At 63.1% G+C, this 26,160-nt stretch carries 17 protein-coding genes and 1 riboswitch; of the genes, 11 read left to right on the top strand and 6 right to left on the bottom strand.

Annotated elements, in window-relative coordinates:
* Nucleotides 1-28: 28 nt before the first annotated feature.
* From LJ738_RS01665 to LJ738_RS01650, 4 genes are all read right to left on the bottom strand, one after another.
* Nucleotides 29-3,646: a hybrid sensor histidine kinase/response regulator gene (locus LJ738_RS01665; RefSeq protein ID WP_227784594.1), complete on the bottom strand. Its 3,618-nt coding sequence runs from the start codon at nucleotides 3,644-3,646 to the stop codon at nucleotides 29-31.
* A gap of 135 nt (nucleotides 3,647-3,781) precedes the next feature.
* Nucleotides 3,782-5,857: an OmpA family protein gene (locus tag LJ738_RS01660; RefSeq protein ID WP_227784593.1), complete on the bottom strand. Its 2,076-nt coding sequence runs from the start codon at nucleotides 5,855-5,857 to the stop codon at nucleotides 3,782-3,784.
* Between the two features lie 151 nt (nucleotides 5,858-6,008).
* Complete coding sequence (locus LJ738_RS01655; RefSeq protein WP_227784592.1) at nucleotides 6,009-7,079, bottom strand: tetratricopeptide repeat protein; 1,071 nt, start codon at nucleotides 7,077-7,079, stop codon at nucleotides 6,009-6,011.
* A 321-nt stretch (nucleotides 7,080-7,400) separates the two neighbouring features.
* Nucleotides 7,401-8,459 (bottom strand): acetamidase/formamidase family protein, encoded by a 1,059-nt coding sequence (locus LJ738_RS01650; RefSeq protein WP_227784591.1) that lies wholly within the window; start codon nucleotides 8,457-8,459, stop codon nucleotides 7,401-7,403.
* A 95-nt stretch (nucleotides 8,460-8,554) separates the two neighbouring features.
* Nucleotides 8,555-8,651, top strand: a riboswitch (TPP riboswitch).
* A gap of 69 nt (nucleotides 8,652-8,720) precedes the next feature.
* On the opposite strand from LJ738_RS01650, the gene thiS reads away from it, so the two are divergent.
* The 7 genes from thiS (at nucleotide 8,721) to moeB (ending at nucleotide 15,759) form a co-directional block, all read left to right on the top strand.
* A complete protein-coding gene (gene thiS, locus LJ738_RS01645; RefSeq protein ID WP_227784590.1) occupies nucleotides 8,721-8,924 on the top strand; it encodes a sulfur carrier protein ThiS in 204 nt (67 codons plus the stop codon).
* Between the two features lie 157 nt (nucleotides 8,925-9,081).
* Nucleotides 9,082-10,959 (top strand): phosphomethylpyrimidine synthase ThiC, encoded by a 1,878-nt coding sequence (gene thiC, locus LJ738_RS01640; protein ID WP_227784589.1) that lies wholly within the window; start codon nucleotides 9,082-9,084, stop codon nucleotides 10,957-10,959.
* Between the two features lie 112 nt (nucleotides 10,960-11,071).
* Entirely contained in the window at nucleotides 11,072-11,872 is an 801-nt protein-coding gene (thiD, locus tag LJ738_RS01635; RefSeq protein ID WP_227784588.1) for a bifunctional hydroxymethylpyrimidine kinase/phosphomethylpyrimidine kinase, read from the top strand.
* Between the two features lie 54 nt (nucleotides 11,873-11,926).
* Nucleotides 11,927-12,550 carry a thiamine phosphate synthase gene (locus LJ738_RS01630; RefSeq protein ID WP_227784587.1) on the top strand — a complete coding sequence of 208 codons (624 nt, stop codon included), beginning with the start codon at nucleotides 11,927-11,929 and terminating at the stop codon, nucleotides 12,548-12,550.
* Nucleotides 12,551-12,555: 5 nt separating this feature from the next.
* Entirely contained in the window at nucleotides 12,556-13,335 is a 780-nt protein-coding gene (locus LJ738_RS01625) for a thiazole synthase (RefSeq protein ID WP_227784586.1), read from the top strand.
* 202 nt (nucleotides 13,336-13,537) lie between these two features.
* Nucleotides 13,538-14,659, top strand: coding sequence for a 2-iminoacetate synthase ThiH (gene thiH / locus LJ738_RS01620; RefSeq protein WP_227784585.1), 1,122 nt, complete (start codon nucleotides 13,538-13,540; stop codon nucleotides 14,657-14,659).
* The gene (gene moeB / locus LJ738_RS01615) at nucleotides 14,656-15,759 is read left to right on the top strand and encodes a molybdopterin-synthase adenylyltransferase MoeB (protein ID WP_227784584.1); all 1,104 of its coding nucleotides are present in this window, start codon (nucleotides 14,656-14,658) and stop codon (nucleotides 15,757-15,759) included. The genes thiH and moeB overlap by 4 nt, the downstream gene beginning before the upstream one ends.
* Here the strand turns inward: moeB and LJ738_RS01610 are convergent.
* Nucleotides 15,730-16,353, bottom strand: a complete 624-nt coding sequence (locus LJ738_RS01610) for a thiamine phosphate synthase (protein ID WP_227784583.1) — start codon at nucleotides 16,351-16,353, stop codon at nucleotides 15,730-15,732. The two genes, moeB and LJ738_RS01610, sit on opposite strands and share 30 nt — an antisense overlap.
* Nucleotides 16,354-16,361: 8 nt before the next feature.
* Entirely contained in the window at nucleotides 16,362-16,970 is a 609-nt protein-coding gene (locus tag LJ738_RS01605) for an HD domain-containing protein (protein ID WP_227784582.1), read from the bottom strand.
* 712 nt (nucleotides 16,971-17,682) lie between these two features.
* Between LJ738_RS01605 and LJ738_RS01600 the strand changes: the two genes are divergently transcribed.
* The 4 genes from LJ738_RS01600 to LJ738_RS01585 all read left to right on the top strand — a co-directional run bounded on the left by LJ738_RS01600 (nucleotide 17,683) and on the right by LJ738_RS01585 (nucleotide 26,128).
* Complete coding sequence (locus LJ738_RS01600) at nucleotides 17,683-19,932, top strand: sensor histidine kinase (protein ID WP_227784581.1); 2,250 nt, start codon at nucleotides 17,683-17,685, stop codon at nucleotides 19,930-19,932.
* Nucleotides 19,933-20,075: 143 nt separating this feature from the next.
* Entirely contained in the window at nucleotides 20,076-22,193 is a 2,118-nt protein-coding gene (locus LJ738_RS01595; protein ID WP_227784580.1) for an ATP-binding protein, read from the top strand.
* Between the two features lie 192 nt (nucleotides 22,194-22,385).
* Nucleotides 22,386-23,780, top strand: coding sequence for a sensor histidine kinase (locus LJ738_RS01590; protein ID WP_227784579.1), 1,395 nt, complete (start codon nucleotides 22,386-22,388; stop codon nucleotides 23,778-23,780).
* 362 nt (nucleotides 23,781-24,142) lie between these two features.
* On the top strand, nucleotides 24,143-26,128 hold the full coding sequence (locus LJ738_RS01585; RefSeq protein WP_227784578.1) for a tetratricopeptide repeat-containing sensor histidine kinase: 1,986 nt from the start codon (nucleotides 24,143-24,145) through the stop codon (nucleotides 26,126-26,128).
* The last annotated feature ends 32 nt before the right edge of the window (nucleotides 26,129-26,160 follow it).

Genomic DNA, 26,160 nt, shown 5'->3' with positions numbered 1-26,160 from the left:
TAAGTTATAAACTGGCCAATGGGTCCTTCTACGCTCTGGCCTCCAGTTGCGGATATAACTCGGCGAGCTGCTGGCGGATGGTTGCCAGCAGCAGCTCGCCGCAAGGGCAACCGGGCTGCCGGGCGGCGCGTTCCAATTCGTCGAGCTGCATGTGCAGCCCGGATACCCCAAAATAGGCCACCTGGCCTTTCAGCTTATGGGCCGTGCTGGCCAGGGTGGTGGGGTCGTGGGGGCAGGCGGTTGCCAGAAGGGCTTCCAGCGCGGGCGCTTCGGTGAGGAACGTGTGTACTATCTGGCGCAGAAAGTCTTCGTTGCCGCCGGCCAGCTCTTCCAGCAACTGCCAGTCGGGCCGAATTGAGCTGAAATGAGGCGGGCCGGAGGGCCGGGCCGCTTCGGTACCCGCCGCCGGCGCAGCGGAAGAAGTGCCGGGGCTGCGGCCGGTGAAATGCGCCAGCCGGGCGTAGAGTACCGCCGGCTCAAAAGGTTTCGCCAGGGTGTCGTTCATGCCCGCGGCCAGGGCCAGCACCCGGTCTTCGGGCAGCACCGAGGCGGTGAGGCCGATGATGGGCAGGCGGGTGGCATCGGGAAAGCGCCGGCGCAGCTGGCGGGAGGCCTCGTAGCCATCCATCTCAGGCATTTGCACGTCCATGAGCACGGCGTCGAACGGCGGCGTGGCCCTACTGGCAGCTTCCACGGCCAGGCGGCCGTTTTCGGCGATGACGACCTGCACGTTCCAGGCTTCGAGGGTTTTGCGTGCTACAAGCTGGTTGAGGGCATTGTCTTCGGCCACCAGCACGCGCAACGAGGGCTCGAAGGGCGCCAGCACGCCCCGGTGCACTTCGGGCTGGGTGGCGCTGGCATCAGCCGTTTCGTAGACGAGCTCAAAGAAAAACTCCGAGCCCTTGCCTTCTTCGCTGCTCACGCTTAGCTGGCCGCCGTGGAGCTGCACGAGGTTGCGCGCGATGCTCAGGCCCAGGCCGGTGCCGCCAAACTCGCGGGTGGTAGAAGCATTGGCCTGGGAAAAGTCTTCGAAAATGGCTCCCAGCTTATCGGCCGGAATGCCAATGCCGGTATCGCGCACCGCAAAGCGAAGGCACGCCTGCGTGGCGTGGCCGAGTGGCTGAATGGCGGAATCACTCGGGGAATCGGGCAGGGGCACTGCCTGCACGGTGACCGTGACGCCGCCCTGGCGGGTGAACTTAATGGCGTTGCCCACCAGGTTCACCAATATTTGGTTGAGCCGCACCGGGTCGCCGAGTACGGCCGCGGGCACATCCGGCGCCACATCTATGATGAGAAACAGCCCTTTGCTCTCGGTGGCAAACTTGAACATGGCGCCCAGCCGCAGCACCGCCTCGGGCAGCCGGAACGGCACCTGCTCCAGCGAGAGCTTGCCGGCTTCCATTTTGGAGCTGTCGAGAATGTCGTTGATGATAACCAGCAGGTTTTGCGACGACGACTCGATGGCCGTGAGGTACTCCGCCTGCTCGGGGGTGGGCTGGGTAGCGTGCAGCAGGTTGGTCAGGCCCACCACGGCATTCATCGGGGTGCGAATTTCGTGGCTCATGTTGGCCAGAAACTGGGCTTTGGCCTGCCGGGAAGCCTCGGCCGCATCGCGCGCCACCACCAAGTCGGCGTTGATGGTTTCTATCTGGGCTTTCTGCTGCCGTAGCTCGGCGGTGCGCTCTGCCACGGTGCGCTCCAGTACCTGCTGGGTGCGGCGCAAGGCGAGTTCCCGGCCCCGCACCACGCCAAATATGGTGCCGGCAGCACCCACCAAAACCAGCGCTGCAAACCACCACGTGCGCCAAAACGGCGTGGCAATGCGGAACGAGGCCGTGGATACGTCGCTCCACTGCCCGGTGGGGCCCCGCCGCGTACGCACCTCCAGCGTGTAGCGCCCAGCATCGAGGCCCGGGAACTGGGCTTCGGGCGAGGTGCTGGGCCGGCTCCAAGCATCGGACAGGCCCAGCAGGCGATATTGGTATTCCAGGGGCTCGGCGCTGGCCGCCAAACTCAGGCCTTCGAAGCCAAAGCTCAGCCGGTGCTTGGTGGCGGATAGCTCGCCTAGTTCGGCCACGGGCTGCGGGTCGCCGTCTACTTCGGCGGCCGTCAACAGCAGCTTGGGGGGCAGCTCCTGAGCCCGGGCGAGGGCTTCGCGCAGGTCGAGCCGCACGAGGCCGCCGCGGGTGGCCGCCCAGGCGGCCGGCGGCCCACCGGCCGCGGCCAGAGCCAGCGGCCCGCGGCTGTCGCGCACCAGGGTGTCGCTGGCCGCGGCCAAGGGCGTAAATCGGCCCGTGCTCGCATCAAACAGCGTGAGCCCCTGTAGGTGCGAGAGCAGCAGCCAGTTGCCGGCATCGGTAGGGCGGGTGAGCGCGGGCAGAGCCAGCAGGCCGTACACGTAATTGGTGGAAAGGCTGTGGTCGGCGGCGAAGCGGCGCCAGGTGCTGCCCGTGAGGCAGTACAGTCCCTGGCCCTCGGTGCCCACCCACACGCGGCCCAGGCCATCTTCGGCAAAGCTGCTGATAGATACCCCACTGGAGTTGAGCTGGTGGCGGATGAAGCGGTGGGTATTGGGGTTGTAAGCCGCCAGGTCGGTGCCGTGCGTGCCCACCCACACGCGGCCCGAGCGGTCGGCAAGCAGGGCGTAAATGTTGTTTTTGAGCAGCCCTTGGGCGGTGGTGAAATGGCGCACGGGCCGGGCCGAATCGGCCGGCACCAAGTACAGGCCATCCGCCGCGGTGCCTACCCACAAGCCAGTGCGCGGCGAGTACGTGAGGGCGGTAACGTCGAGCGTAGTGGGCAGGCCGGCTACCCGGCGCGGCGCGCGCGGCGGAGCGTAGTGCCAGAGGCCGTCGCCCGCCGTGCCAGCCCAATAGCCCCGGCCGGAGCCGGGCAGCGGCAACAGCACCCGCACCGGCATGGCCAGGCTGTTGAGCTGTTTGCCCAGCTTGCCGGTGGGGGTGGCGGTTTGCAGGCCGGCGGCGGTGCCCAGCAGCAGCGAGCCCTGCGGCCCGGGGCACAAGGCCACCGGCGGGGAACTGCCAGCCGGCGTGGGGTAGCGGCGCAGGTACCGGTCGGCGTGCCGCCACAAGCCCTGGCCGGCCGTGCCCAGCCACATATTGCCTTCCCGGTCTTCGAGCAGGCAAATAGGCACCACGCCACGGGGCAGCCGCAGGTGGTAGCGGCGCAGGTAATGCCCAATGGCGGCCGTGTCAACTGGAGGCGGGCCGTGGCTTTGAAGGAGCAGGCCCGCGGGTGCCGCGTCTCGGCTGGAAGGCTCAAACGGCGCTCCCGGCGTGTTTCGGACCGAAACGCCGCCCAGGTAATGGCCCACCCAGAGCTCGCCGCTGGCGGTGGCTTCGCGCAGCGCCACCACAAAGTTCTCGGCCAGCCCGTCCTTTTTGCTGAAGGTGACAAACCGGGTGCCGTCGTAGCGCACCAGGCCGTCGGCGGTGCCCAGCCAGAGGTAGCCCTGCCGGTCCTGTAGCAGCGCATACACGAAAGGCGCACGCAAGCCGTCGGCCGGCCCAAACTGGCGCAGAAAGGCCTGCTGCGCGCTGGCGGGCTGCAGGAGTCCCAGCAGCAGGCCCAGCACCAGCAAGCCCACCCGCCGGGCGTACCTAAAAGAGAGCAGTAGTTTCAAGCAGGAAGAGCCGCCCGGTAGGACGGGCCGGTTGTTTGACGCTACAAGGTAGAACGCCATGCTTCGCCATCGTAAAATTGAGCTATTGCCAGCGCGTCTACCGTGGGGCTTACGGAGTTTCGAGCGTCCACGGTACTACTTAGCCGTCACCTTAAACTCGGTACGACGGTTGAGCTGGCGGCTGGCCTTGCTAGTGTTGGGCACCACGGGGCGGGTTTCGCCGTAGCCGGCGGCCGTGAGGCGTGCGGCCGCAATGCCGTGCTGAGTCAGGTAGGCGACCACGGCTTGGGCGCGGCGCTGGCTCAGGTCCTGGTTTTTGGCGGCCTCGCCCACGTCGTCGGTGTGGCCGGACATTTCCAGCTTGAGGGCCGGGGTTTCGGTGAGCAGCTTTTGCAGGCGCTCCAGCTCGGCGGTGCTTTCGGGGCGCAGGGCGGCCTTGCCAGTGTCGAAGAAAATGTTGCGCAACACGATGGTAGTACCCACTTCCAGGCGCTTCAGCGGAATGTCCTTCACCACTTCGGCGTAGGCAGCGCCAGCAGGCAGGTCGAAGTTTTCAGAGTGAAACAGGTAGCCGTCCTGCCGCACCACGATGCCGTAGTTGGTGCCCGAAGGCAAGCTCACCAGATAGCGGCCGGAGGTGGAGTTGCTGCGGAAGTTGGCAATGGTCTGGCCGCTGGTGTTGTCGATGAGGTCGATGCTGGCTTCGAGCGGCTGCTTGGTGGCGTCGTCGGTCACGGTGCCCTTCAGGATGGTGACCTGGGCCGTGGCCACTGCCACAGCGGGCGCCAGCACGGTTTGCTTCATGGGGGCGAGGCGGGAGGCCAGCAGCTGGTCTTCCTCGCTGAGCACGGGCTGCTTTTCGGGCCCCAGAAAGGTGATGCGGTAAATGTCTTTGGCCCCGAGCCCACCGGGTCGGTCGCTGGAGTAGTAGCCGTGGCGCCCCGAGGCCGAGGTTACGAAAAACACGTCGTCGTCGGGGGTGTTGATGGGCCAGCCCAGGTTTTCGGGCGTGCTCCACTTCCCGTTTTCAAACACCGATTTGAAGATGTCGTAGCCGCCCATGGAGTTGTGGCCTTCCGAGGAGAAGAACATCGTCTTGCCATCGGGCGCCATAAATACGCCCTCTTCGCCATAAGCCGTGTTGATGGCCGAGCCCAGGTTCACCGGCGGGTTGCGGCTTTCCAGCTCAACTTTATAAATATCAGAGCCGCCCAACCCACCTTCGGCGCGGTCGCTCACGAAGTACAGAAACCGGCCATCGGGCGAGTAGCTGGCCGAGGTTTCGTGGCTGCGCGAGTTGATGCGCGAGCCCAACTGCTTGGGTTTGCCCCAGGCGCTGCCGCCGAGGTTGGCTTCGAGCAAGTCGCCGCCGTTGGTGCCCACGTACACGAGCATGCGCTGGCCATCGGGCGCCAGGCCCACGGTGGCGTTGTGGTCGTCGGTATTCACGGGGGCGCCCAGGTTGGTGGCGCGGCTCCATTTTTTGCCCTGCCAGTTGGCCTGGTAGATGTCTTCGAAGTAGCCGTTCCCTTCGGGGTCGGCCTTGCCGCCGGTGGAGCCGGCCCGGCGCGAGGTGATGAGAATCGTCGATTCGTCGGCCGAGACCACCGGCCCGTAGTCCGAGTCCGATGAGTTGAGCTCGGGCCCGGCGTTGTCGATGAACACGCGCGTGGGGTGGGCCATCAGCTGCTGGCCGTTGCGGCACTGCTGGATGTAACGCTGCAAGTCGTTTGCGGTCAGGGCTTCGGCGCTGCCGTTGCGGGTGTTGCCGCCCACAGGGTGGGCCAGCTGGTATTCGGCAATGGCTTCGCGCCACTTGGCGTTCAGGTGCAGGGCGCGGGCCAGCAGGTAGTGGGTGCGGGCATCGGCGGTGGCGTCGAGCTTGGCGGCTTTTTGCAGGTAGGGCAGGGCGGCGGTTTTGCTGGTCGAGTGCAGGTAGCAGTCGCCAATTTTTACGTTTAGGCCCGCATTGTTGGGGTTGAACTGCTGGGCCGCCAGGTAATGCGGCAGGGCTTGGGCGTAGCGAGCGGGGTCGGCGCCGTATTCGGTTTCGCCGTCCTTCAGCTCGCGCATGGCTTCGCGCAGCCCCTCTTTGTTATCCGAGAAGTTGTCTTTGGTAAAGGCCACGCTTTGGGCCACGGCCCGGGAGCCGGTAGCAGCCAGCACTAGCAGCAGAAACAGGCGGAAGAACAGGCGGAAGAAGAAAGACATTATAGTGTATTACTAAGTAAGATGCCCGTCATGCTGAGCTTGTCGAAGCATCTCTCCCGCTTCGTTGAGCTATCAATGATTTTACTACTGAGGTAGAGATGCTTCGACAGGCTCAGCATGACGGACTAATGAATAACGTTCTGATGCAATCCTACTCCGCTGCTTCGCCTGCGCAGCCGGCGGCCGCCGCATAATTATCCCCCACGGTCAGGCCCAATTCGGCGGCTTTGCGCCAGTCCTGGCAGGCTTCGTCGGCCTGTCGCAGCATCTCGCGGGCGTGGCCCCGGTTCAGGAAGGCTTCGGCGTAGTCGGGCTTCAGCTTGATGGCCTCGCTGGCATCAGCCGCGGCCTGAGCGTATTTCTCCAGCTTGAGCTGAGCGGCGGCGCGGTTATTCCAAGCGAAAGCGTAGGTGGCGTCGAGCTTGATAGCCTGGCTGAAATCGGCGATGGCGCCGGCGTAGTCTTTGTTTTCGAAGCGGGCGCTGCCGCGGTTGCTGAAGGCCAGGGCATTGTCGGCCTTCTTAGCGAGGTAGGTGTCGTAGTCGCGCAGGGCCTGGGGCAGCTGGCCGGTGCGGCGCTCGGCGGTGGCCCGGTTGAGCAGGGCCGGCAGCAACTCGGGCTGCAGCGCCAGGGCCTTGGTATAGTCCTGGGTGGCAGCGGCGTAGTTGTTGAGTTTCTGGTTGGCGCTGCCGCGGTCGTGGTAGGCGTAAGCCAGCTGCGGGTCGGCCTTGATGGCGCCGTCAAAATCGTTGCGGGCGGCCTGGTAGTCGCCTTTCTCGAAGCGTAGCACGCCGCGGTTGTACCAGGCCGGGGCGTAGTCGGGCTTGGCCTTCAGCGCTTCGGAATAGTCCTGGTCGGCTTCGTTGAGCTGATTTTGGGCTTCCCGCACCCGTGCCCGGCCGAAGTAGCCGGCGTAGTTACCGGGCTCCAGCTTCAGGGCCTGGTCGTAGTCGGCCAGGGCTTGCGGGTACTCTTTGAGCTCGTAGCGCGTGGCGGCGCGGTTGGTGTACGCGGCCGCAAAATCGGGCTTAGCGGCAATGGCCTGGTCGAAGCTGCGGAGGGCGGCCGGGTAGCTCTGGGCATTGAAGCTAGCCAGGCCGCTGTTGTAGGCCTTTTCGGCCAACTGCGGGCCCGGGAGGGTGCTGGCCCGCACCGAATCGACCTGGGCATGGGCCAGAACCGGGGTGCTCAGCAACAAGAGTAATAGTAGAGCTTTTTGCATGAAAGCCAGAAGGTGGGTTGAATGCGGCGCGTATGTAGCGAAGGTATTGGATTTTTTGGTTTTGATGCAAAGGTGATAGTAAAATATGACGTCCTGCAGTGCGGAACGTCCGTCCGGCGGAACCTCACCCCCGGCCCCTCTCCATGGGGAGAGGGGAGCCGAACAGTAATTGATTGAAAGTAAAAAGGCCCAACTCACTTGAGCTGGGCCTTTTCATTTAAAATTGAGCTAAAACTTGAGCCGTGGCTCCCCTCTCTTTTGGCTTCGCGCCTCAAGCGAACCGGGGCCGGGGGTGAGGTTCCACGCAGCAGGACGGGCTTATTACTTTTTCTTTTCCTTTGCCGCCTTCCCGAAAATGCTTTTCGGCATAATCATGTGCGCCCCGCGGGTACCATCCACCACTTGCGTCACGTCGAGGTCGCCGGCTACGCTGCAGAGCATGTAAGCCTCATCGCGCGTCAGGTGCTTCTCAGCTACCAGAAAGGCTATCATTTCTCGCACGGCGTCTTTGGCGGCCAGGGTCAGGTCTTCGTTCAAGCCCATGCTGATGTAGGCCGTGGGCGTTTCGGCGCGGGGCCAGGTTTGGTGCAGGTCCTTGCGCACGATGAACTGCAGCGTGCCACTGAGCGAGGTTTCCAGGGCCGTGATGTCGACTTCGCCGTTGCCTTGGCCGGCGTGGCCGTCGCCCACGAAAAACAGCGCGCCTGCTGCATGCACCGGCAGGTACAGCGTGGTGCCGGCCACCAGTTCTTTGTTGTCGAGGTTGCCGCCGTGAATGCCGGGCGGCGCGCTGTTGATGCGGCCCGAGGCAGCGGGTGGCGCAACGCCCATGCTCCCAAAAAACGGCCGTAGCGGCACGTCGATGCCCGGGGCAAAGTGCGCTACCATCTTCTTCTCATCCAGCGGAATGATTTTCATCTTGGCGTAGCCAAAATCCTCTGGAATGAAGCCGCTCTTGGGCCCAAAAGCATTGTAGGCGTAAGGAATGGCCAGCTTCACGGACTGAATTCGCACCTCAAGCACGTCGCCGGGCTCGGCGCCCTCCACGAAAATGGGGCCGGTGAGGATGTGGCCGCCCGGCCCTTTGTTAGTCACATGCTCCGTGATGTCGCGCAGGGCCGGCTCCACTTGGGCCGGGGGCAGGCCGGCGCCTTCCAGCCGGGCGGGGGTGGACGTAATGAGGGTGTGCACCTCCACCGATTCGCCGGATTTTATACGCAGCACTGGCGCCGCGGCGGCATCGTAGTAGCCCCAGGCCGCCGTGGCCGGGGTGATGGGCAATTGGTGCGTGGCTTTCTGGGCTTGCGCGCACAGCGTCAGCCCCATGCTGAGGACCAGGCCCCAGGCAGCCCGGCCGACGAACGGTTTGCGGTGTTTCATGCCAGCAAGTACGCACCCGCCCGGCAATGTTGGGCCAGGAAAATCCTGGGCCGGCGGCCGTGGCCGTTATGTGGTGGGCATTGCGTAGATTTGGGTATAAACTTTAGGGGTGTCCGGGCTGGCCGGACTGAGATAATACCCTTTGAACCTGCTCCGGCTGATACCGGCGAAGGGAAAAGTATCGGTGCGCAGCGGGCCTCATTGGGCCGGCGACACCCGCTATTGTTTATCGTTCGATTCGTTGCCAACTCATCAGTTGCCATGGTCTGCTACGTTAACAATTCGCCCCAGGAAACCGCCGATACCCAGACTCTTACGCAACTGCTCACCAGCCTGGCTCTGGCCGAGCAGCGCGGCCTCGCCGTGGCCGTGAACGATACCGTGGTGCCCCGGGTCGAATGGCCTGCCCACGCCCTGCACGAGCACGACCGGGTCACCATTATCCGGGCCACGCAGGGCGGCTGATGCGTCTGTCATCCTGAGCGCAGCGAAGGACCTTATCACGGCTGCAACTTTCAGGATTACTTACTACACTAATTGAGCGGCGCGGACGTGATAAGGTCCTTCGCTGCGCTCAGGAAGACAGCCAATTATTGACATTCACCGTCACAACCTTCCATAGATGAAGAAAAAAGACCAGGCTCCGCACCAGACGCTGGTGGAGCGCCAGCCGCTCACCGGCTCCCGCAAAATCTACGTGTCCGGCAAGCTCCACCCCGGCATCCGGGTGGCCATGCGCGAAATCGTGCTGGCCGATACCGAGCGCAAGTTCGACTTTGTGAACCCCACCGAGCAGAACGCCCCCGTGACGGTGTATGACACCAGCGGCCCCTACACGGACCCCAACGTCGAAATTGACCTGAAAAAAGGCCTGCCCCGCCTGCGCGAAAGCTGGATTGTGGAGCGCGGCGACGTGGAGCGCCTCGCCGGCACCACCTCCGACTATGGCCAGCAGCGCGCCGCCGACACCAGCCTCGACCACCTGCGCTTCGAGCACATTGCGGCCCCCCTTCGCGCCAAGCCGGGCTACAACGTGTCGCAGATGCACTACGCTAAGAAGGGCATCATCACGCCCGAGATGGAGTACATCGCCATCCGCGAAAACCAGCGCTTCGACGAGCTGCCCGCCGACGACCCGCTGCGCACCCAGCACCGCGGCCACAGCTTCGGCGCCAACACGCCCGAAGGCCATATCACGGCCGAATTTGTGCGCCAGGAAGTGGCCGCTGGCCGCGCCGTTATCCCTTCCAACATCAACCACCCCGAGAGCGAGCCGATGATTATAGGCCGCAACTTCCTGGTGAAAATCAACACCAACATCGGCAACTCGGCCGTTACGTCCTCAATTGAGGAAGAGGTAGATAAGGCTGTGTGGAGCTGCCGCTGGGGCGGCGATACGCTGATGGATTTGAGCACCGGCAAAAACATCCACGAAACCCGCGAGTGGATTATCCGCAACTGCCCCGTGCCGGTAGGCACCGTGCCCATTTACCAAGCCCTGGAAAAGGTAAACGGCAAGGCCGAGGACCTGACCTGGGAGCTGTTCCGCGACACACTGATTGAGCAGGCCGAGCAGGGGGTGGACTACTTCACCATCCACGCGGGCGTGCTGCTGCGCTACGTGCCGATGACCGCCAAGCGCGTGACCGGTATCGTGTCGCGCGGTGGCTCCATTATGGCTAAATGGTGCCTGGCGCACCATAAAGAGAGCTTCCTCTACACGCACTTCGAGGAAATCTGCGAAATCATGAAGGCCTACGACGTGGCCTTCTCCTTGGGCGACGGCCTGCGCCCCGGCTCCATTGCCGATGCCAACGACGAAGCCCAGTTCGCTGAGCTGGAAACACTGGGCGAACTCACCAAAATTGCCTGGAAGCACGACGTGCAGGTGATGATTGAGGGCCCCGGTCACGTGCCTATGCACCTCATCAAGGAGAACATGGACAAGCAGCTGAAGGAGTGCCACGAGGCGCCCTTCTACACGCTGGGCCCGCTCACAACGGACATTGCGCCCGGCTACGACCACATTACCTCGGCCATCGGGGCCGCCATGATTGGCTGGTTTGGCACGGCCATGCTGTGCTACGTGACGCCCAAGGAGCACCTCGGCCTGCCCAACAAGCAGGACGTGAAAGACGGTGTGATTGCCTACAAAATCGCGGCCCACGCCGCCGATTTGGCCAAAGGCCACCCCGGTGCGCAGTACCGCGACAACGCCCTGAGCAAGGCCCGCTTCGAGTTCCGCTGGGAAGACCAGTTCAACCTCAGCCTCGACCCCGATACGGCCCGCGAATACCACGACGAAACCCTGCCCGCCGAAGGCGCCAAAGTGGCCCACTTCTGCTCGATGTGCGGCCCGCATTTCTGCTCGATGAAAATCACGCAGGAAGTGCGCGACTACGCCGCCAAGCAAGACCTGACCGCTAGCGAGGTGCTGGCCAGTGGCATGGCCGAAAAGTCGCGCGAGTTTGTGAACAAGGGCAGCGAGATTTACCTGTAGGGCTTTTAAAATCTAGAGTCTGTCATGCTGAGCGAAGCCGAAGCATCTCTACCGCTTCGTTGCATTAGCATTTGATTACTGCTGCACGCGAGATGCTTCGGCTACGCTCAGCATGACGGACTCAATTCTAATTGAAATTCCCCACATCATGCCCAACAAGCGCCCCCTTGCCCTGAGCATTGCCGGCTTCGACCCCAGCGCGGGGGCGGGCTTGCTGGCGGATATTAAGACCTTGGAAACCAACGGGGTGTACGGCCTGGGCGTGTGTACGGCCCTCACGGTGCAAAACGACGTGTCGTTTGAGCGAGTGCACTGGGTGCCGGCCGCCGAAATCCGCGAGCAGATTCGCATTTTGTTGGCCCGCTTCAAAGTTGATTTCGTGAAAATTGGGCTGGTGGAAAGCCTGCCCCAGCTCCTGGAGCTAGTGGGCTGGCTGAAGGTGCAAAACCCGCGCCTGCAACTGATATGGGACCCCGTGCTCAAGGCCTCCGCGGGCTATGAGTTTCACCGCAAAACCGACCGTGAGCTGCTGCAGGCGTTGTGCGTCGAAATGGCCCTCATCACCCCCAACCAGCCCGAAATGCTGCGGCTGTGGCCCGGCGAAGAAGCCGCCGACGTTGCGGCTCAGGTCGTGAGCGCCTTTTGCCCCGTGCTGCTCAAGGGCGGGCACCAGGACGGAGCCGTTTCGACCGACGTGCTGTTTGCCAATGGCAAGTGGCATAGCTTCTCGGCGCCGCGCCTGCCGCACGGCGAGAAGCACGGAAGCGGCTGCGTGCTGTCGGCCGCGGTGCTGGCGCAACTGGCGAAAGGGGAGAAGCTGGTAGAAGCCTGCCGCCTTGGCAAGGACTACACCACGGCGTTTTTGGCCAGCAACGACACGCTGCTGGGGTACCACAGCAGCAGTAAAAAATAGCGCCGCGCACCCGCCGGGCTACTCAGTGGCCCCGGCATTTTAGCAACTGAAATCATGAAAATTAACACGCTGCATTACATCACCACCAACGCGGCGGCGGCCGAACTGGCCTGCCAGGGCGGCGTGCGCTGGGTGCAGCTGCGGGTGAAAAACCAGCCGCCCGCCATCTGGAAGCAGCTGGCGCTGGACACGCAGGCCGTGTGCCGCCGCTACGGGGCCACGGTGCTCATCAACGACAACCCGCGCTTGGCCCAGGAAATCGGGGCCGAGGGCGTGCACGTGGGCAAGGCCGACATGCCGGCCGCCGAAGCCCGCGAAATGCTTGGCTCAAAATTCATCATCGGCGGCACGGCTAACACCTTTGCCGACGTGCAGCGTCTGGCCGAAGCCGGCGTGGACTACGTGGGCCTAGGGCCGTTCCGCTTCACGCCCACCAAGGAAAACCTCAGCCCAATTCTGGGCCTGAGCGGCTACACCGAAATCCTGCGCCAATGCCAGGCAGCGGGGCTGACGGTGCCCATCATCGGCATCGGGGGCATCACGCTGGCCGACGTGGAAGCGCTGGCCACCACCGGCCTGCACGGAGTGGCGGTCTCGAGCGCCATTGGAAAGGCGAGCAATCCAGCCGAAACGGCGGGTCTGTTTGTCAAGGAGTTAGCGGCTGTAAATCCTATTTAATTATTATGTTAAATAAAGAATTGGTCATTGCTGGCCGTACTTTTAATTCCCGGCTGTTTACCGGAACGGGCAAATTTAGCTCGTCGGTGCTGATGGAAGAAGCCCTTTTGGCGTCCGGCTCCGAATTAGTGACCGTGGCCCTGAAGCGGGTGGACGTGGCCGATGCCGAAGACGACATTCTCCGGCACTTGTCGCACCCGCAGTTCAGTTTGCTGCCGAATACCTCGGGCGTGCGGACCGCCAAGGAGGCGGTATTTGCCGCCCAGTTGGCCCGCGAGGCGCTGGAAACCAACTGGCTCAAGCTCGAAATTCACCCCGACCCCAAGTACCTGCTTCCCGACCCCATCGAAACGCTGAAAGCCGCCGAGGAGCTGGTGAAGCTGGGCTTCGTGGTACTGCCCTACATCCACGCCGACCCAGTGCTGTGCAAGCGCCTGGAGGAAGTGGGCGTGGCGGCCGTAATGCCCCTGGGCGCGCCCATTGGCTCCAATAAAGGTCTGCTCACGCGCGAATTCCTTGAAATCATCATCGGCCAGAGCAAGGTGCCGGTGGTGGTGGACGCGGGCATCGGCGCGCCTTCGCACGCAGCCGCGGCCATGGAAATGGGCGCCGATGCGGTGCTGGTGAACACTGCCATTGCGGTGGCCGGGAAGCCGGTGGCCATGGCCACGGCGTTTAGAATGGCCGTGGAAGCCGGGCGCATGGCCTACGAGGCGCGGCTGGCCGCGCCGGTGGCCCACGAGGCCGTGGCCAGCTCGCCGCTCACGGCGTTTTTGGATATGTAGCACATGGACAACCCCGTCATGCAGAGCGAAGCATCTCGCCCGCGCCATCTGTCATGCAGAGCGCAGCGAAGCATCTTATCACCGTTGAACGAGTCGTGCTAACCTGATAAGATGCTTCCTGCGTCAGCATGACAATAGGCGCGGTAAAGATGCTTCGCTACGCTCTGCATGACGTTCGGGAATCCTTTATTGAAAACAAACAATGAGCTTTCAACCCATTTTTGAAGCCCAGCCCTGGGACGACGTCAAGGCCAGCATCTACGCCAAGACGGCGGCCGATGTGGAGCGGGCCCTGGCTGCGCCGCGCCGCATGCTGGAAGACTTCAAGGCCTTGATTTCGCCGGCAGCCGCGCCGTACCTGGAGCAAATGGCTCAACTCAGCCACCAGCTCACGCGCAAGCGCTTCGGCAACACCGTGCAGCTCTACGTGCCCATGTACCTGAGCAACGAGTGCCAGAACATCTGCACCTACTGCGGCTTCAGCCTGGATAATAAAATCCGGCGCCGCACGCTGAGCAGCGTGGAAATGCTGCAGGAAGCCGCCGTGCTCAAGGACTGGGGCTACGACCACGTGCTGCTCGTGACCGGCGAAGCCAACCAGACCGTGGGCGTCGATTACCTGGAAAAAGCTCTGCGCACGCTGCGGCCGCACTTCGCGCACCTCTCCATGGAGGTGCAGCCGCTGGACCAAGAAGACTACGAGCGCCTGATTCCCGAAGGCCTGAACACCGTGCTGGTGTACCAGGAAACCTATCACCGCGACGACTACAAAAAGCACCACCCCAAGGGCAAGAAGTCGAACTTCAACTACCGCCTCGACACGCCCGACCGGCTGGGCCGCGCCGGCATCCACAAAATGGGGCTGGGCGTGCTTATTGGGCTGGAAGACTGGCGCACCGACTGCTTCTACACGGCCCTGCACCTCGATTACCTCGAAAAAACCTACTGGCAGACCAAGTACAGCCTGTCGTTTCCGCGGCTGCGGCCGGCCGAAGGACTGCTGCAGCCCAAGGTGGAAATGAGCGACCGGGAGCTGGTGCAGCTCATTTGTGCATACCGCCTGCTGAACGAAGAAGTGGAGCTGTCGATTTCGACCCGCGAAAGCCCCACCTTCCGCGACCACGTGGTGAAGCTTGGCATCACCAGCATCAGCGCCGGCTCCAAGACCAACCCCGGCGGCTACGTGGTAGCGCCAGAGTCGCTGGAGCAGTTTGAGATATCCGACGAGCGCAGTCCGGCCGAAATAGCGGCCATGCTGCGCCGCCAGGGCTACGAGCCCGTGTGGAAAGACTGGGATGCCACGCTCACTGCCCTCGCCCGATGAGCCCTGCCGAAGCTTCCTTCTCCGCCGCCGAAACCAACCGCTACAGCCGCCACCTGCTGCTGCCCGAAATTGGGCTGGCCGGCCAGCTCAAGCTGAAGGCCGCCAAGGTGTTGGTGGTGGGCTGCGGCGGCTTGGGCTGCCCCGTGCTCCAGTACCTGGCCGCCGCCGGCGTGGGCACCCTAGGCTTGCTGGACTTTGATACCGTGGACGACAGCAACTTGCAGCGCCAGGTGCTGTACGCCACCGCCGACGTGGGCCGGCCCAAGGCTGTGGTGGCCGCCGAAAAGCTGGCCGCGCAAAACCCCTTTATTGAGCTGCGCACGCACCAGCTGCACCTCTCGGCAGATAATGCCCTGGGGCTGTTTGCCGATTACGACCTGGTGGTGGATTGCTCCGATAATTTTGCCACCCGCTACCTCGTGAACGATGCCTGCGTCATCCTGGGCAAGCCGTTGGTGTTTGGGGCCATCTTTAAATTTGAGGGACAGGTATCGGTCTTCAACTACGAAAATGGCCCCACGTACCGCTGCCTATACCCCGAGCCGCCCGCTCCCGGCGACGCGCCCAGCTGCGCCGAAATCGGGGTGCTGGGCGTGCTGCCGGGTCTCGTAGGCACCCTGCAGGCCGCTGAGGCCCTGAAGATTATCCTGGAGCTGGGCGAGGTGCTGAGCGGGCGCCTGCTGATGGTGGACGCCCTGGGCATGCAGTTCCAAACCATTCGCTTCCGGGCAGTGGCGGCCAACCAGCAGCTCACCGCGCTGGCCCCCGACTACGCCGCTTTCTGTGGGGAAGCCCCGATGGTAGCGGCGCCCGGGCGCGCCCCAGAAATCAGCGCCGACGAGCTGAAGGCGTGGCAGCAGAGCGGCCGGTCGCTGCAATTGCTCGATGTGCGCGAGCCGCACGAGCATGCTCAGCGCAATATTGGCGGGCAACTGCTGCCTTTGGGACAGCTGGCCGATAAGCTCGCGGAAATAGCAGCCGACACGCCCGTGGTGGTGCATTGCGCCAGCGGCATCCGCAGTCAGAAAGCAGCTCAACTGCTGCTGGCCCATGGTTTTGCCGAGGTCTATTCACTGCGCAACGGGCTGGCCGACTATTGATTGCAGGCCGCGGAACGCGGCCACTGGGTCGGAGCTTTGCCACACGGCGCCCAGCACGGCGGCTCCTGCAAAGCCCGCCTGCTGCACGGTGGCCAGCCGGTGCGCTTCGATGCCGCCCAGGGCCACTACTTGCGGCGCGTACGTGGTGCGGCGCGGCAGCTGCCGGAGCACGGCGGCCACTGCCTGCAGGTCGAAGGCCGCGGGGTACTGCTCCTTGCTCAGGCTGTCGAAAATTGGGCTGAGAAACACGTAGTCGTAGCGGCGCCGGTGCTGGCTGATTTCGGCCAGCGTGTGGAAAGAGGTGGATAACGTTTGGCCGGGGCGCAACGGCGGGCGCGTGGCTAGGGCGGCCCGGGCGGCCGCCGTGAGGTGCACGCCGCCCAGGCCTAATTCTGAGACCAGCGCATGGTGCGAGTGCAGCACCAGCCGGGCGTGGTACCGGGCCGGGATGCCGGCCACGTACGCCGCTATTTCGTCTTGGCTCCAGCCTGGCTTGCGCACGTGAAACCGCGCCAGGCCCAGCCCCAGCATCTCGCTCACCAGCGGCACTTCGTCGGCCACCGAGTGGGACGGCGAGAGGAGGATAAGCTTCATGAATTGCCTTACGCGGGTTGTACTGGCGTGGGCCAGTTGGCCAGCAGGCCCTGGATGTGCTTGAGCCGGGCTTGCTTGGGCGCTGCCCGCCGGGCCACGGCAGTGGCCGTCCAGAAGTGATGATGGGACAGAAAGTCGGCCTGAAGCTGAAACCACGCGCGCTCGTCGGCGAGCAGCTGGCGGGCCATCAGCTCATGGAACAGGCTGGTGGAAATGGGCTCGAAATCGGGCCGGCCCAGGTAGTCGAGGTCGGCATCGCAGAGAATCTGGGCCAGGAGGCTGCGGGGATGCTGGGGGTATTCGGTGGCCATTATCATGGCGCAAACCCGCTCTACCTGCCCGGGGGCGTAGCCGAAACCCGGCAGGGTGGCGCGGGCCAGCTCGCAGCCCTGCGCCTCGTGGCCCTTATAGGTGCTCAAAAAGCCGGTATCGTGGTAGAGGGAAGCCGTGCGCAGCAGCGCCAGGTCTTCGCTATCGGTAATGCCTTCGGCGGCTGCCAGCTCCATGGCCACGGCCGTCACGTCGAGGGTGTGGTGCAGGCCGTGGTAGTAGAGCGTCGGCGCGAGGCCGTGCTTCAATTCTTTCAGGATAAAATCTTCGGCAGCTTGGGCGTGCATGCGAGTGAAACTATTGCCGATGGCTCGGCGCATGGTAAAGCAAGTGATGAAAATCTGAAGTCGGGGAAACTCCCGGGCCCCAGAGCCTAAAACGTGCCAATCCAGCTTTAAAACAGCTGCCGACCGGTGAAAGATTTATTGCTAAAAGTGCGCCAAGGCAATGTACAGAAGAGCTTTTTATTGAACTGACGTTCCGGGCGGACCGGCCTTCTACCGGATAAAGCTGCGCCTAAGCAGGCGCCGTTGGGCTGGCATTCCGGAATCTTATCTAGCCGCGGAAACCACCTGACTTAAAATGGCAAATGCTAATACTTGCATGTCGGAATGTGAGAAACTACTTACCTTAGCATCCTTATAAGTAAAGGTGTCTTCGCATTGAAAAATAATAGCGTTCGGTTTGAAACAGGTCGTTTGCTCAAGCTACCGCATTATTCAGCCTAAGCAGCTCCTGTGCAGCGCTGTGTATTCTCCATATGAACCGCACCACAGGAACGCCTTCGACGCTACACGCTGAACAATCAGGTTTTTATGTTCCCGGTCTGGAATCCTGCGCGTAGCCATATTCACCCCGAGCTTTTAATAAATTTACTACATTTCTATTCGCGATGATAATTATAAGCGACCGGGTCTTGTCTGAGTTGCCGGGGCCTCTCCCGCAACGCTTGGGCTGCCGGCGCGTCGCGGCTATTTATTTTATGCCGCTGCTGTGCCTATGAAATGGATTCTTACGGCACTAGCAGTTTGGGCAATGAGCGGGCCCTTGCTGGCCCAACGGCGCTATTGGGACGCTGACTATGATTCGCTAACCCGCGTGCTGGCCAGGCAGCGCGCCGATTCCGCCCGGCTGCGCACGGTGGTGCACCTGCTCGACCTGCATCCCACCAACCCGCAAGCCCTGCCTTTGCTCGACCAACTCCTGGCCCTGAACCAGCGGCTGCAGGTGCTGGACGATGCCCCTTACCGCCGCCTGCGCACTGGCCTCACGCTCTGGAAGCAGGGCCACCCCGCCGCGCTGGATTCCATGAAAACCGCCGTGGCGGACTTTGACCGGCTGGGCCGCCCCATTCCCTGGCTGCTCATCGACCTGGTGACGTTCTACAACCGCTCCAATGCCATGGCGGCGCGCAAGCAGTACTACGACGAGAAGCTGGCGTTTTACCGGCTGCGCGATGCCACCGAAAACACTGCCGCCTGCTACCTCTCGCAGGGAGCCTACTACCGGCGCACGGGCGACTACAACCGGGCCATCAACAGCAGCTTGCGCGCCGCCGACATGGCGCAGCAGTTCAGCCGGAAACTGTACATCAACGAGCTGCTGGTGACCGGGGCCATCTATGCCGACTGGGGCAATACCGACAAGGCCGTGCAGTACCTGAGCATGGCCCGCGCCCTGCCCGAATTCCGCCAAGTACAGGGCCAAAACCGCGTTTTTACCTTCCTGGCCCTGTCGAAGCTCTTCCTGCTGGAGCACCAGTACGCGGCGGCCTTGCAAGCCTCCGATTCGGCCCTGGCCGCCCGGATAAGCGATGCCGCCGACCGGGGCTTGTCGCAGGCCCACGGGCTGGTGCAAAAAGCCGCCGTGCTGCTGCAAATGAAGCAAATAGAGCCCGCCGGCCAGCTCCTCGAGCGGGCCCAGCGGCTCGGCGATTCGCTGCACCTGCCCCTGTCCGACAAGCCGGGCGAATTTGAGCTTGACGCCGTTTGGGCCCGATACTACACCGCCCGGCATGATTTTGCCCGCGCCGAAGCCCATTGGCTTTTGGCTTACCAGAAAGCCACGGCCGCCAAGCTCGACCGGCTGCGCCCCAGGTACTTGCAGCAGCTGGCCGCGTTTTACGACGCCCAGGGCCGGCCCGCCGCAGCCCAGCGCTATTCCCGTGCCTACATCGCCCTGGCCGATACCTTCAACGCCGCGCAGAATACTTTTCACGTTGCGCAGTACGAGAACGAGCGGGTGGAGCAAGCCCAGAACGCGCAGATAAACGACCTGCGCCAGGCCCAGGCCGTGCAGGCCGTGCGCCTGCGGCTCGGCAACTGGCTGCTGCTCGGGGCGCTGCTGGCCATAGTGCTGGTATCGGGCCTGGGCGTATTCATCTACCGGCAGCTGCGCGTGAACCGGCGCACGCTGGCCCAGCTCCGCCAAGCGCAGTCGCAGCTGGTGCAGGCCGAGAAGATGGCCTTTCTGGGGGAGCTCACGGCGGGCATTGCCCACGAGCTGCAGAACCCGCTCAACTTCATGAAGAACTTCGCCGAGGTGAGCACCGACTTAGTCGAAGACATGCACGGCGGAGCCGATGGCGCCGTAAGCAGTGCCGGGCTCGAGGGCGAGATACTGGTAGGGCTGAAGCAGAACCTGCAGCAAATCAGCCAGCACGGGCAGCGGGCCTCGGCCATCATCAAGGGCATGCTCGAGCACAGCCGCGCGGGCACCGGGCGGCGCGAACCAACCGACCTCAACGCCCTGGCCACGGAACAGCTCACGCTGGCTTACCAGGGCATGCGCGCGCACGACAAGACTTTCCAAGCGCACCTGGCCACCGAACTGGACCCGGGCCTGGACCTGGTGTCCGTGGTGACCCAGGATCTAGGCCGGGTGCTGCTCAACTTGTGCACCAACGCCCTGTATGCCGTGCGCCAGCGCCAGCAGCAGGAAGCCCTGGCTTCTGCGGGCCAAGCACCCGACGAGGAGGCGTATAAGCCCACCGTGGCCGTGAGCACCGCGCGCGGAGCCGGAAGGGCGGTAGAAATCCGGGTGAAAGACAACGGCCCGGGCATGCCGCCCGAAGTGCAGGAAAAGGTCTTCCAGCCTTTCTTCACAACCAAGCCGGCGGGCGAAGGCACCGGCCTGGGCCTTTCGCTCAGCTACGACATTGTGACCAAGGGCCACGGCGGCACGCTCACGGTGCACAGCCAGGAAGGCTACGGCACCGAGTTTCTCATCCGATTGCCTCTGGGCCGATAGCGCGTGTTTAGAGCTTGGACGGACGAACACGTGGGGAAACAGCCGAATGCCCGGGGCATTCGGCTCGGGCGTAGTGGTTGCCCGACCATTTGGCAGTTTCTTTACGTCGCATGAGAAGGGCTTTTATTTTATGGCTGCTTGCCTTGCTGGCACCATTTGGCTTGCGGGCCCAGGCTCCGGGCGCAGATAGTCTGCGGGGCCTGGTGCAGGCTCATCCCCAAGTCGATACCGTTCGGATTAAGTACCTCAATGCGTTGGCCCTGGCCCTGCGCAACAACGCGGCTGAGGAGTCGGCGGCCTTGTTTCAGGAGTCGTTGCGCCTGTCCACGCAATTGGGCTACACGGCGGGCGCGGCCGAAGCGCAGCTGGGCCTGGGCTTCTACTACCGCCACCGCAGCGAGTACGATTTGGCCCAAACGTATTCCCAGCAAGCCCGCGAGGCCTTCCGGCAGGTGGGCAACCGCGTGGGCCAGACCCGCAGCCTATACAACCTGTCCTGCGTTTACTCGGAGCAGGGCATGTACGCCAAATCCCTGACGGCTAACCTGGAGGGCTTGAAACTGGCCGAAGCCCAGCACGACCAGAAATGGCTGGCCTTTCTCAACACGCAGCTCGGCATTACCAGTACCTTTCTGGGCGAGTATGCCCATGCGAAGACTTACCTTATCCACGGTCTGCAGTGGGCCAACGAATCAGGCGACCCCCTGAGCATTGGCCATGCCTATTCTGGCCTCGGCGACCTGTACAAGATACAGGGCCAGTGGGCGCTGGCCCAACGCAACTACGAGCAGGAGGCCAGCATTGCCCAACGCTTGGGCGACGAGGCTACCATCGTATTCGAAGACATCAACATCGGCGACATGCAGGAGCGCCAAGGCTACTTCCCGCAGGCTTTTAGCTACGGCTTTCGGGGCCTGAAGCGGGCCCGGCGCATCAAAGCGCTGGGGGAGATTCCGCGTGCCCAGCTGCTACTGGCCCGGGCTTATCTGCATACCGGGCAGCTGGATAGCGCCGTGGCCTACGGGCGGCAGAGCCTGCAGGCCTCGCAGCACAGCGGCGCCAAAACCCTGAGCCGCGATGCCAGCGAAATCCTGGCCCAGGCCTCCTTCCGAAAAGGGCGGTATGCCGATGCTTACCGCTACGAGCAGCTATTCAGCTCCTACAAAGATGCCCTGAACAGCAGTGACTTGCAGCGGCGGGCGTCGGTGCTGGAGTACCGCGCCGACTTGGCCAAAAAACAGGCCCAAATTGGGCTGCTTACCAAAAACAGCCAGCTGATTCAAGAGCAAAATCGCGAGCAGCGCTTGTTTCTGCTGGGGGCCTTGCTGAGCCTGGGCGCCGTGGGGCTACTGAGCGCGGTGCTCTGGCGCAACAACCGCCAAAAGCGCCGGGCCTATGCCTTGCTCAAGCGCCAGCAAGACGAGCTGCGCGCCGCCCAGGGCCAGCTGGTGCAGGCCGAAAAGTGGGCCTTCGTGGGCGAACTGTCGGCGGGCATTGCCCACGAGCTGCAAAACCCGCTCAACTTCATGAAGAACTTCGCCGAAGTGAGCGTGGCCATGCTCTCGGACGAGCCCGCCGCCGGCGCCAACGGCCGCCCCGGCCACGCCGACTTGGAGCAAGAGATAATAGCGGGCTTAAAGCAAAACCTGCTGAAAATCAGCCAGCACGGGCAGCGGGCGTCGTCCATTATCAGCGACATGCTGCAGCATGCCCGCAGCGGCACTGGCGAGCGCCAGCCCACCGACCTCAACCAACTGGCCGAGGAGTCCTTGATGCTGGCTTACCAGGGCCTGTGCGCCAACGACCACGCCTTCTGGGCCGAGCTCGAAAAAGACTTTGACCCGGAATTGGGCCTGGTATCCGTGGTGCCGCAGGACCTGGGCCGGGCGTTGCTCAACCTGTGCTCCAATGCCTTGTACGCCGTGCGCCAGCGCCACACCGCCGCGGACCCCGGCGCCGCCAGCGCCTACGTGCCGGCCGTCACCATCAGCACCCGCCGCACGGCCGACCAGGCCGTGGAAATCCGGGTGCGGGATAATGGCATCGGCATGCCGGAGGAGGTGCGGGAAAAGGTCTTTCAATCCTTCTTCACCACCAAGCCGGTGGGGGAGGGCACGGGCCTGGGCCTGTCGCTCAGCTACGACATCGTGACCAAGGGCCACGGCGGCACCCTCACCGTGGAAAGCCAGGAAGGCCGCGGCACCGAGTTCCTAATTGTTTTGCCAGCCGAAACCGGTCGGGCCGACGGCCTGGCCAGCTAAGGACGGCCGTTTGCGTCGCCTATTATTCACAAGTGGCTATATTTAGCCCAATTCTGGCTTATTCTTGGCTCAAGTTGCAATAGACCAATAGGTTCTTGGTGTTGTGGGGTGGTCGTTTCGACTGGCCTTCCTTCTATTAATATTGTGCTTATCCTCTCTCACTGAGCCCTCTGCCACTGCTTCTTTTGTGAAATGAAACACTCGCCTGGTTACGGTGAACTTCTGATGCTGGCACCGCTGGCGGTGCTGATGGTGCGGGGCCTGCGCCGGTTTCTGGACTTGCCCAGCCGGCTGGCCCGCTGGAACAAGCTGCTTGGCTACATATGGGTGCCGGCGGTGGTGTTGTTTGTAGTAGCCCAGCTTTTTAAGATAAGAAGCCCGCTGCTGTCCGATTCCTACTGGCTGTTTGTGCTGCTCACCATGGGGGTGGTGCTGGTAGCTGTGCGCGACTATCGGCCGGCGCGCACGCTGCTGCTGGCGCTCACGCCGTTTCTGCTGCATCACCTGGTAGAATTTATTGTGTCGGGTTCCGATGGGCAGCTGTCCAAGCGCTACGACGACGCCCTGGACACCACCCAGGGCTTTGCCATTATCTGGCTCATTACGTTCGTCATCATTGCCCGCAACCAGAAAAAAACGCTCGAAAAGGAACGCCTGCAGCGCGAGGAAGAAGAAAAAGCCAAGCGTCTCATCGAGGCCCAAAACGTAGAGCTTGAACGCCTGGTAACCGAGCGCACCCTGGCTCTCACACACCAGGCTGAGGAACTGCGCTCGGCCCTCACGGAGCTGCGCACCACGCAGGCCCAGCTGGTGCAGTCCGAAAAAATGGCCAGCCTCGGTGAGCTCACCGCAGGCATTGCCCACGAGATTCAGAACCCGCTCAACTTCGTCAATAATTTCGCCGACGTGACCGTGGAAATTCTCGGCGAGCTGCGCGAAGAGCAATGCCGCTCGGAGCGCGACCCCACACTGGAGGGCGAGCTGCTCGACGACATCGACCAGAACCTGCAAAAGATTCATCACCACGGGCAGCGGGCGGCCAGTATTGTGAAGGCCATGCTGGAGCACAGCCGCGCCACCACCGGCGAGCGCCAGCCCACCGACATCAACCAGCTGGCCGACGAGTACCTGCGCCTGGCCTACCAGGGCCTGCGGGCCAAAGACAAGACCTTCAACGCCACCCTCGACACGGATTTTTCGCCCCTACTGCCCAAGGTCGAAGCCATTGGGCCGGACCTCGGGCGGGTGATGCTAAACTTGTTCAGCAATGCCTTTTATGCCGTGCGCCAGCGCCAGCTGCAAGGCGAAGCCGGGTATGCGCCCACGGTCTCGGTGCGCACCACGCAGCGGGGTGAACATGTCGAAATCCGGGTGCGGGACAACGGGCTGGGCATTCCTGAGGCGGTGCGGCAAAAAATCTTCCAGCCCTTCTTCACCACCAAGCCCTCGGGCGAGGGCACCGGCCTGGGCCTCTCGTTGAGCTACGACATTGTAACCCAGGGCCACAGCGGCACGCTCACCGTCGAATCGCGGGAAGGGGAGTTCACTGAGTTTCTGATTAGCTTGCCTATTAACCAGGGTGGTTAGCCGCCGGTTTTCTGCCGGCCAGCTCTTCTCGGGCACTTCTGGCCGGCTACGCACGCATCGTATTCTTGCCCAATTAGCAAGTAGGCAGCTACCGTACCGACGTATTTTTCAACCCCTAGTTTTCTGCCTGATTACGCCCCTTTTGCCCGCCTGCTTCCAGCACTTCTCCGCCTTTATTCTACCCTGAACATACTGGTCAGCCAATGGGTTTGGGCTTAGCGACGAGCTTAATCAGCTCAACCAAACCAACGGCGGCCCGCTCCCGGTGAAGCGCACCGAGAGCACAAACACCAAGTTTATTGTTTGCTTTCTTCAGGTTTAGCATATTGAGCATAATTTTTACTCCGATTCTTGGTTTTCGCGTGTTTGTCCGGCTTAGTTGGCTGCTGATTGCGGTGCTGCTGCTCGGGCCGCTTTCGGCGCGGGCGGATGCCTTGGCAGCCCCGGCCCAAAGCCTGGCCATCGACAGCCTCCGGCACCTGCTGGCCCAGCCCCAGGCCGATACCAACCGCGTGATGCTGCTCTGCCAAGTCAGCGACCAGCTCTGGACCCAGCACACCGATTCGGCCGCCGTGTATGCCCTCAAGGCCCTCTCGCTCGCCCGCCGCATTGGCTACCACCGCGGCGAAGGCGAGGCGCTGAACCGGCTAGGGGCGGCCCTGCGCGAAAGCAACCTGGCGCGCGCCCTGGAAGTGTTCCAGCAGTCGCTGCGCATTGCCAAGGCCACCCACGACCCGGCCCTGGAGGCCCAGAACCTGCGCAGCATTGGCATTATCTACGTGTACTTGCGCGACCAGCGGCAGGGCTTGGCGTACTACTTCCGCGCCCTCAAGCTGGGCGAGCAGCTCCACGATGAGCGCCGCGTGGTAATTGAGCTAAGCAACATCGGTCTGGCCTACGACCTGTTCAACCAGCTCGATTCGGCCCGCATTTTTCAGGAGCGGGCCTACGCCCTGGCGCGCCGCCTGGGCACGCCCACCAACTACATTTTGTACGGCCTGGGCAACGTGGCCCGCAAGCAGGGCCAGCTCAACCAGGCCCGGGCCTTCTACCGCGGTAGCATCGCCGAGTCGAAAAAGGTGCAGCATTTGCGCAGCCTCAACTTTGCCTACGTGGGCATGGCCACGCTCTACCAGCAGATTGGCCGCACCGATTCGAGCATTTACTACGCCCGCCTCGGCTGCCAGGCCGCCCAAACCAACGGCTTTCTGCGCGGCGTGCTCAATGCCAGCACCCTGCTTACCCACGATTTTAAAGCCCGCGGCCAGGCCGACAGCGCCCTCAAATACCAAAGCCTGATGCTGGTGATGAAGGACACCCTCTTCGGCCAGGAGAAGGTGATGCGCCTGCAAAGCCTGAACTACCGCGAGCAGCAGCGGGCCCAGGAGGCGGCGGCCAGCCAGGCTTCCCTCAAGGCCCGCTACCGCACCTACGGGCTGGTGGCCGGCCTGGTGGGGCTGCTGGCGCTGGCGCTGCTGCTGGGCCGCCACGGCCGCCAGCAGCAGCGCGCCAAAGAAGCACTGCAGCAGTCGCTGGCCGAGCTGAAAACCGCCCAGGACCAGCTGGTGCAGCGCGAGAAGATGGCCTTTCTGGGGGAGCTGACGGCGGGCATTGCCCACGAGCTGCAAAACCCGCTCAACTTCGTGAAGAACTTTGCCGAAGTGAGCACCGACCTCGTCGATGAAATATCCGGCGACCACCGCGACCCCACCCGCAACTCGGTGCTGGAACAGGAAATCCTGGCCGGCCTCAAGCAGAACCTCCAGAAAATCAGCCAGCACGGCCAAAGGGCCACGTCCATTATCAAGGGCATGCTCGAGCACTCGCGCACGGGCACCGGCCAGCGCGAAGCCACCGACCTCAACGCCCTCGTCGACGAAAGCCTGCGCCTGGCCTACCAGGGCCTGCGCACTAAGGAAAAGGACTTCTCGGCCCGCCTCACTACTTCTTTCGACCCCACGCTGCCTGCCGTGGCCGTGGTATCGCAGGACCTGAGCCGGGTATTGATTAACCTGTTTACCAACGCTTTTCATGCCCTGCAGGCCCGCCAGCGGCAAAATGCCGGCCCCGAAGGCCCCGGCGCGGACTACCAGCCCGAAGTCACGGTGACCACCCACGCGCTGCCCGGCAAAGTTGAAATCCGCATCCGCGACAACGGCACCGGCATGTCGGAGCAGGTGAAGGCCCGGATTTTCCACCCGTTTTTCACCACCAAGCCCGTGGGTGAAGGCACGGGCCTGGGCCTGTCGCTCAGCCACGACATTGTGACCACCGGCCACGGCGGCACGCTCGCCGTGGAGAGCGAGGAGGGCCGAGGTACCGAATTTGTGGTTACCCTGCCAGCTTAACTGTTATCCCGACCTACCTTTGGTACAGAAAT

Origin of the sequence: Hymenobacter plasmatis (assembly GCF_020711255.1) — a bacterium.
Classification (GTDB): domain Bacteria; phylum Bacteroidota; class Bacteroidia; order Cytophagales; family Hymenobacteraceae; genus Hymenobacter.
This window is presented reverse-complemented; position numbering and strand designations above follow the sequence as displayed.

Bases quoted from the DNA above. Each gene is read 5' to 3' on its own strand.
- LJ738_RS01610 (WP_227784583.1), bottom strand. From the start codon at position 16,353: ATGAAGCTTATCCTCCTCTCGCCGTCCCACTCGGTGGCCGACGAAGTG.
- LJ738_RS01660 (WP_227784593.1), bottom strand. From the start codon at position 5,857: ATGTCTTTCTTCTTCCGCCTGTTCTTCCGCCTGTTTCTGCTGCTAGTG.
- LJ738_RS01630 (WP_227784587.1), top strand. From the start codon at position 11,927: ATGAAAATTAACACGCTGCATTACATCACCACCAACGCGGCGGCGGCC.
- LJ738_RS01625 (WP_227784586.1), top strand. From the start codon at position 12,556: ATGTTAAATAAAGAATTGGTCATTGCTGGCCGTACTTTTAATTCCCGG.
- LJ738_RS01655 (WP_227784592.1), bottom strand. From the start codon at position 7,079: ATGCAAAAAGCTCTACTATTACTCTTGTTGCTGAGCACCCCGGTTCTG.
- thiS (WP_227784590.1), top strand. From the start codon at position 8,721: ATGGTCTGCTACGTTAACAATTCGCCCCAGGAAACCGCCGATACCCAG.
- LJ738_RS01605 (WP_227784582.1), bottom strand. From the start codon at position 16,970: ATGCACGCCCAAGCTGCCGAAGATTTTATCCTGAAAGAATTGAAGCAC.
- LJ738_RS01600 (WP_227784581.1), top strand. From the start codon at position 17,683: ATGAAATGGATTCTTACGGCACTAGCAGTTTGGGCAATGAGCGGGCCC.
- thiH (WP_227784585.1), top strand. From the start codon at position 13,538: ATGAGCTTTCAACCCATTTTTGAAGCCCAGCCCTGGGACGACGTCAAG.
- LJ738_RS01590 (WP_227784579.1), top strand. From the start codon at position 22,386: ATGAAACACTCGCCTGGTTACGGTGAACTTCTGATGCTGGCACCGCTG.
- LJ738_RS01650 (WP_227784591.1), bottom strand. From the start codon at position 8,459: ATGAAACACCGCAAACCGTTCGTCGGCCGGGCTGCCTGGGGCCTGGTC.
- thiD (WP_227784588.1), top strand. From the start codon at position 11,072: ATGACGGACTCAATTCTAATTGAAATTCCCCACATCATGCCCAACAAG.
- thiC (WP_227784589.1), top strand. From the start codon at position 9,082: ATGAAGAAAAAAGACCAGGCTCCGCACCAGACGCTGGTGGAGCGCCAG.
- moeB (WP_227784584.1), top strand. From the start codon at position 14,656: ATGAGCCCTGCCGAAGCTTCCTTCTCCGCCGCCGAAACCAACCGCTAC.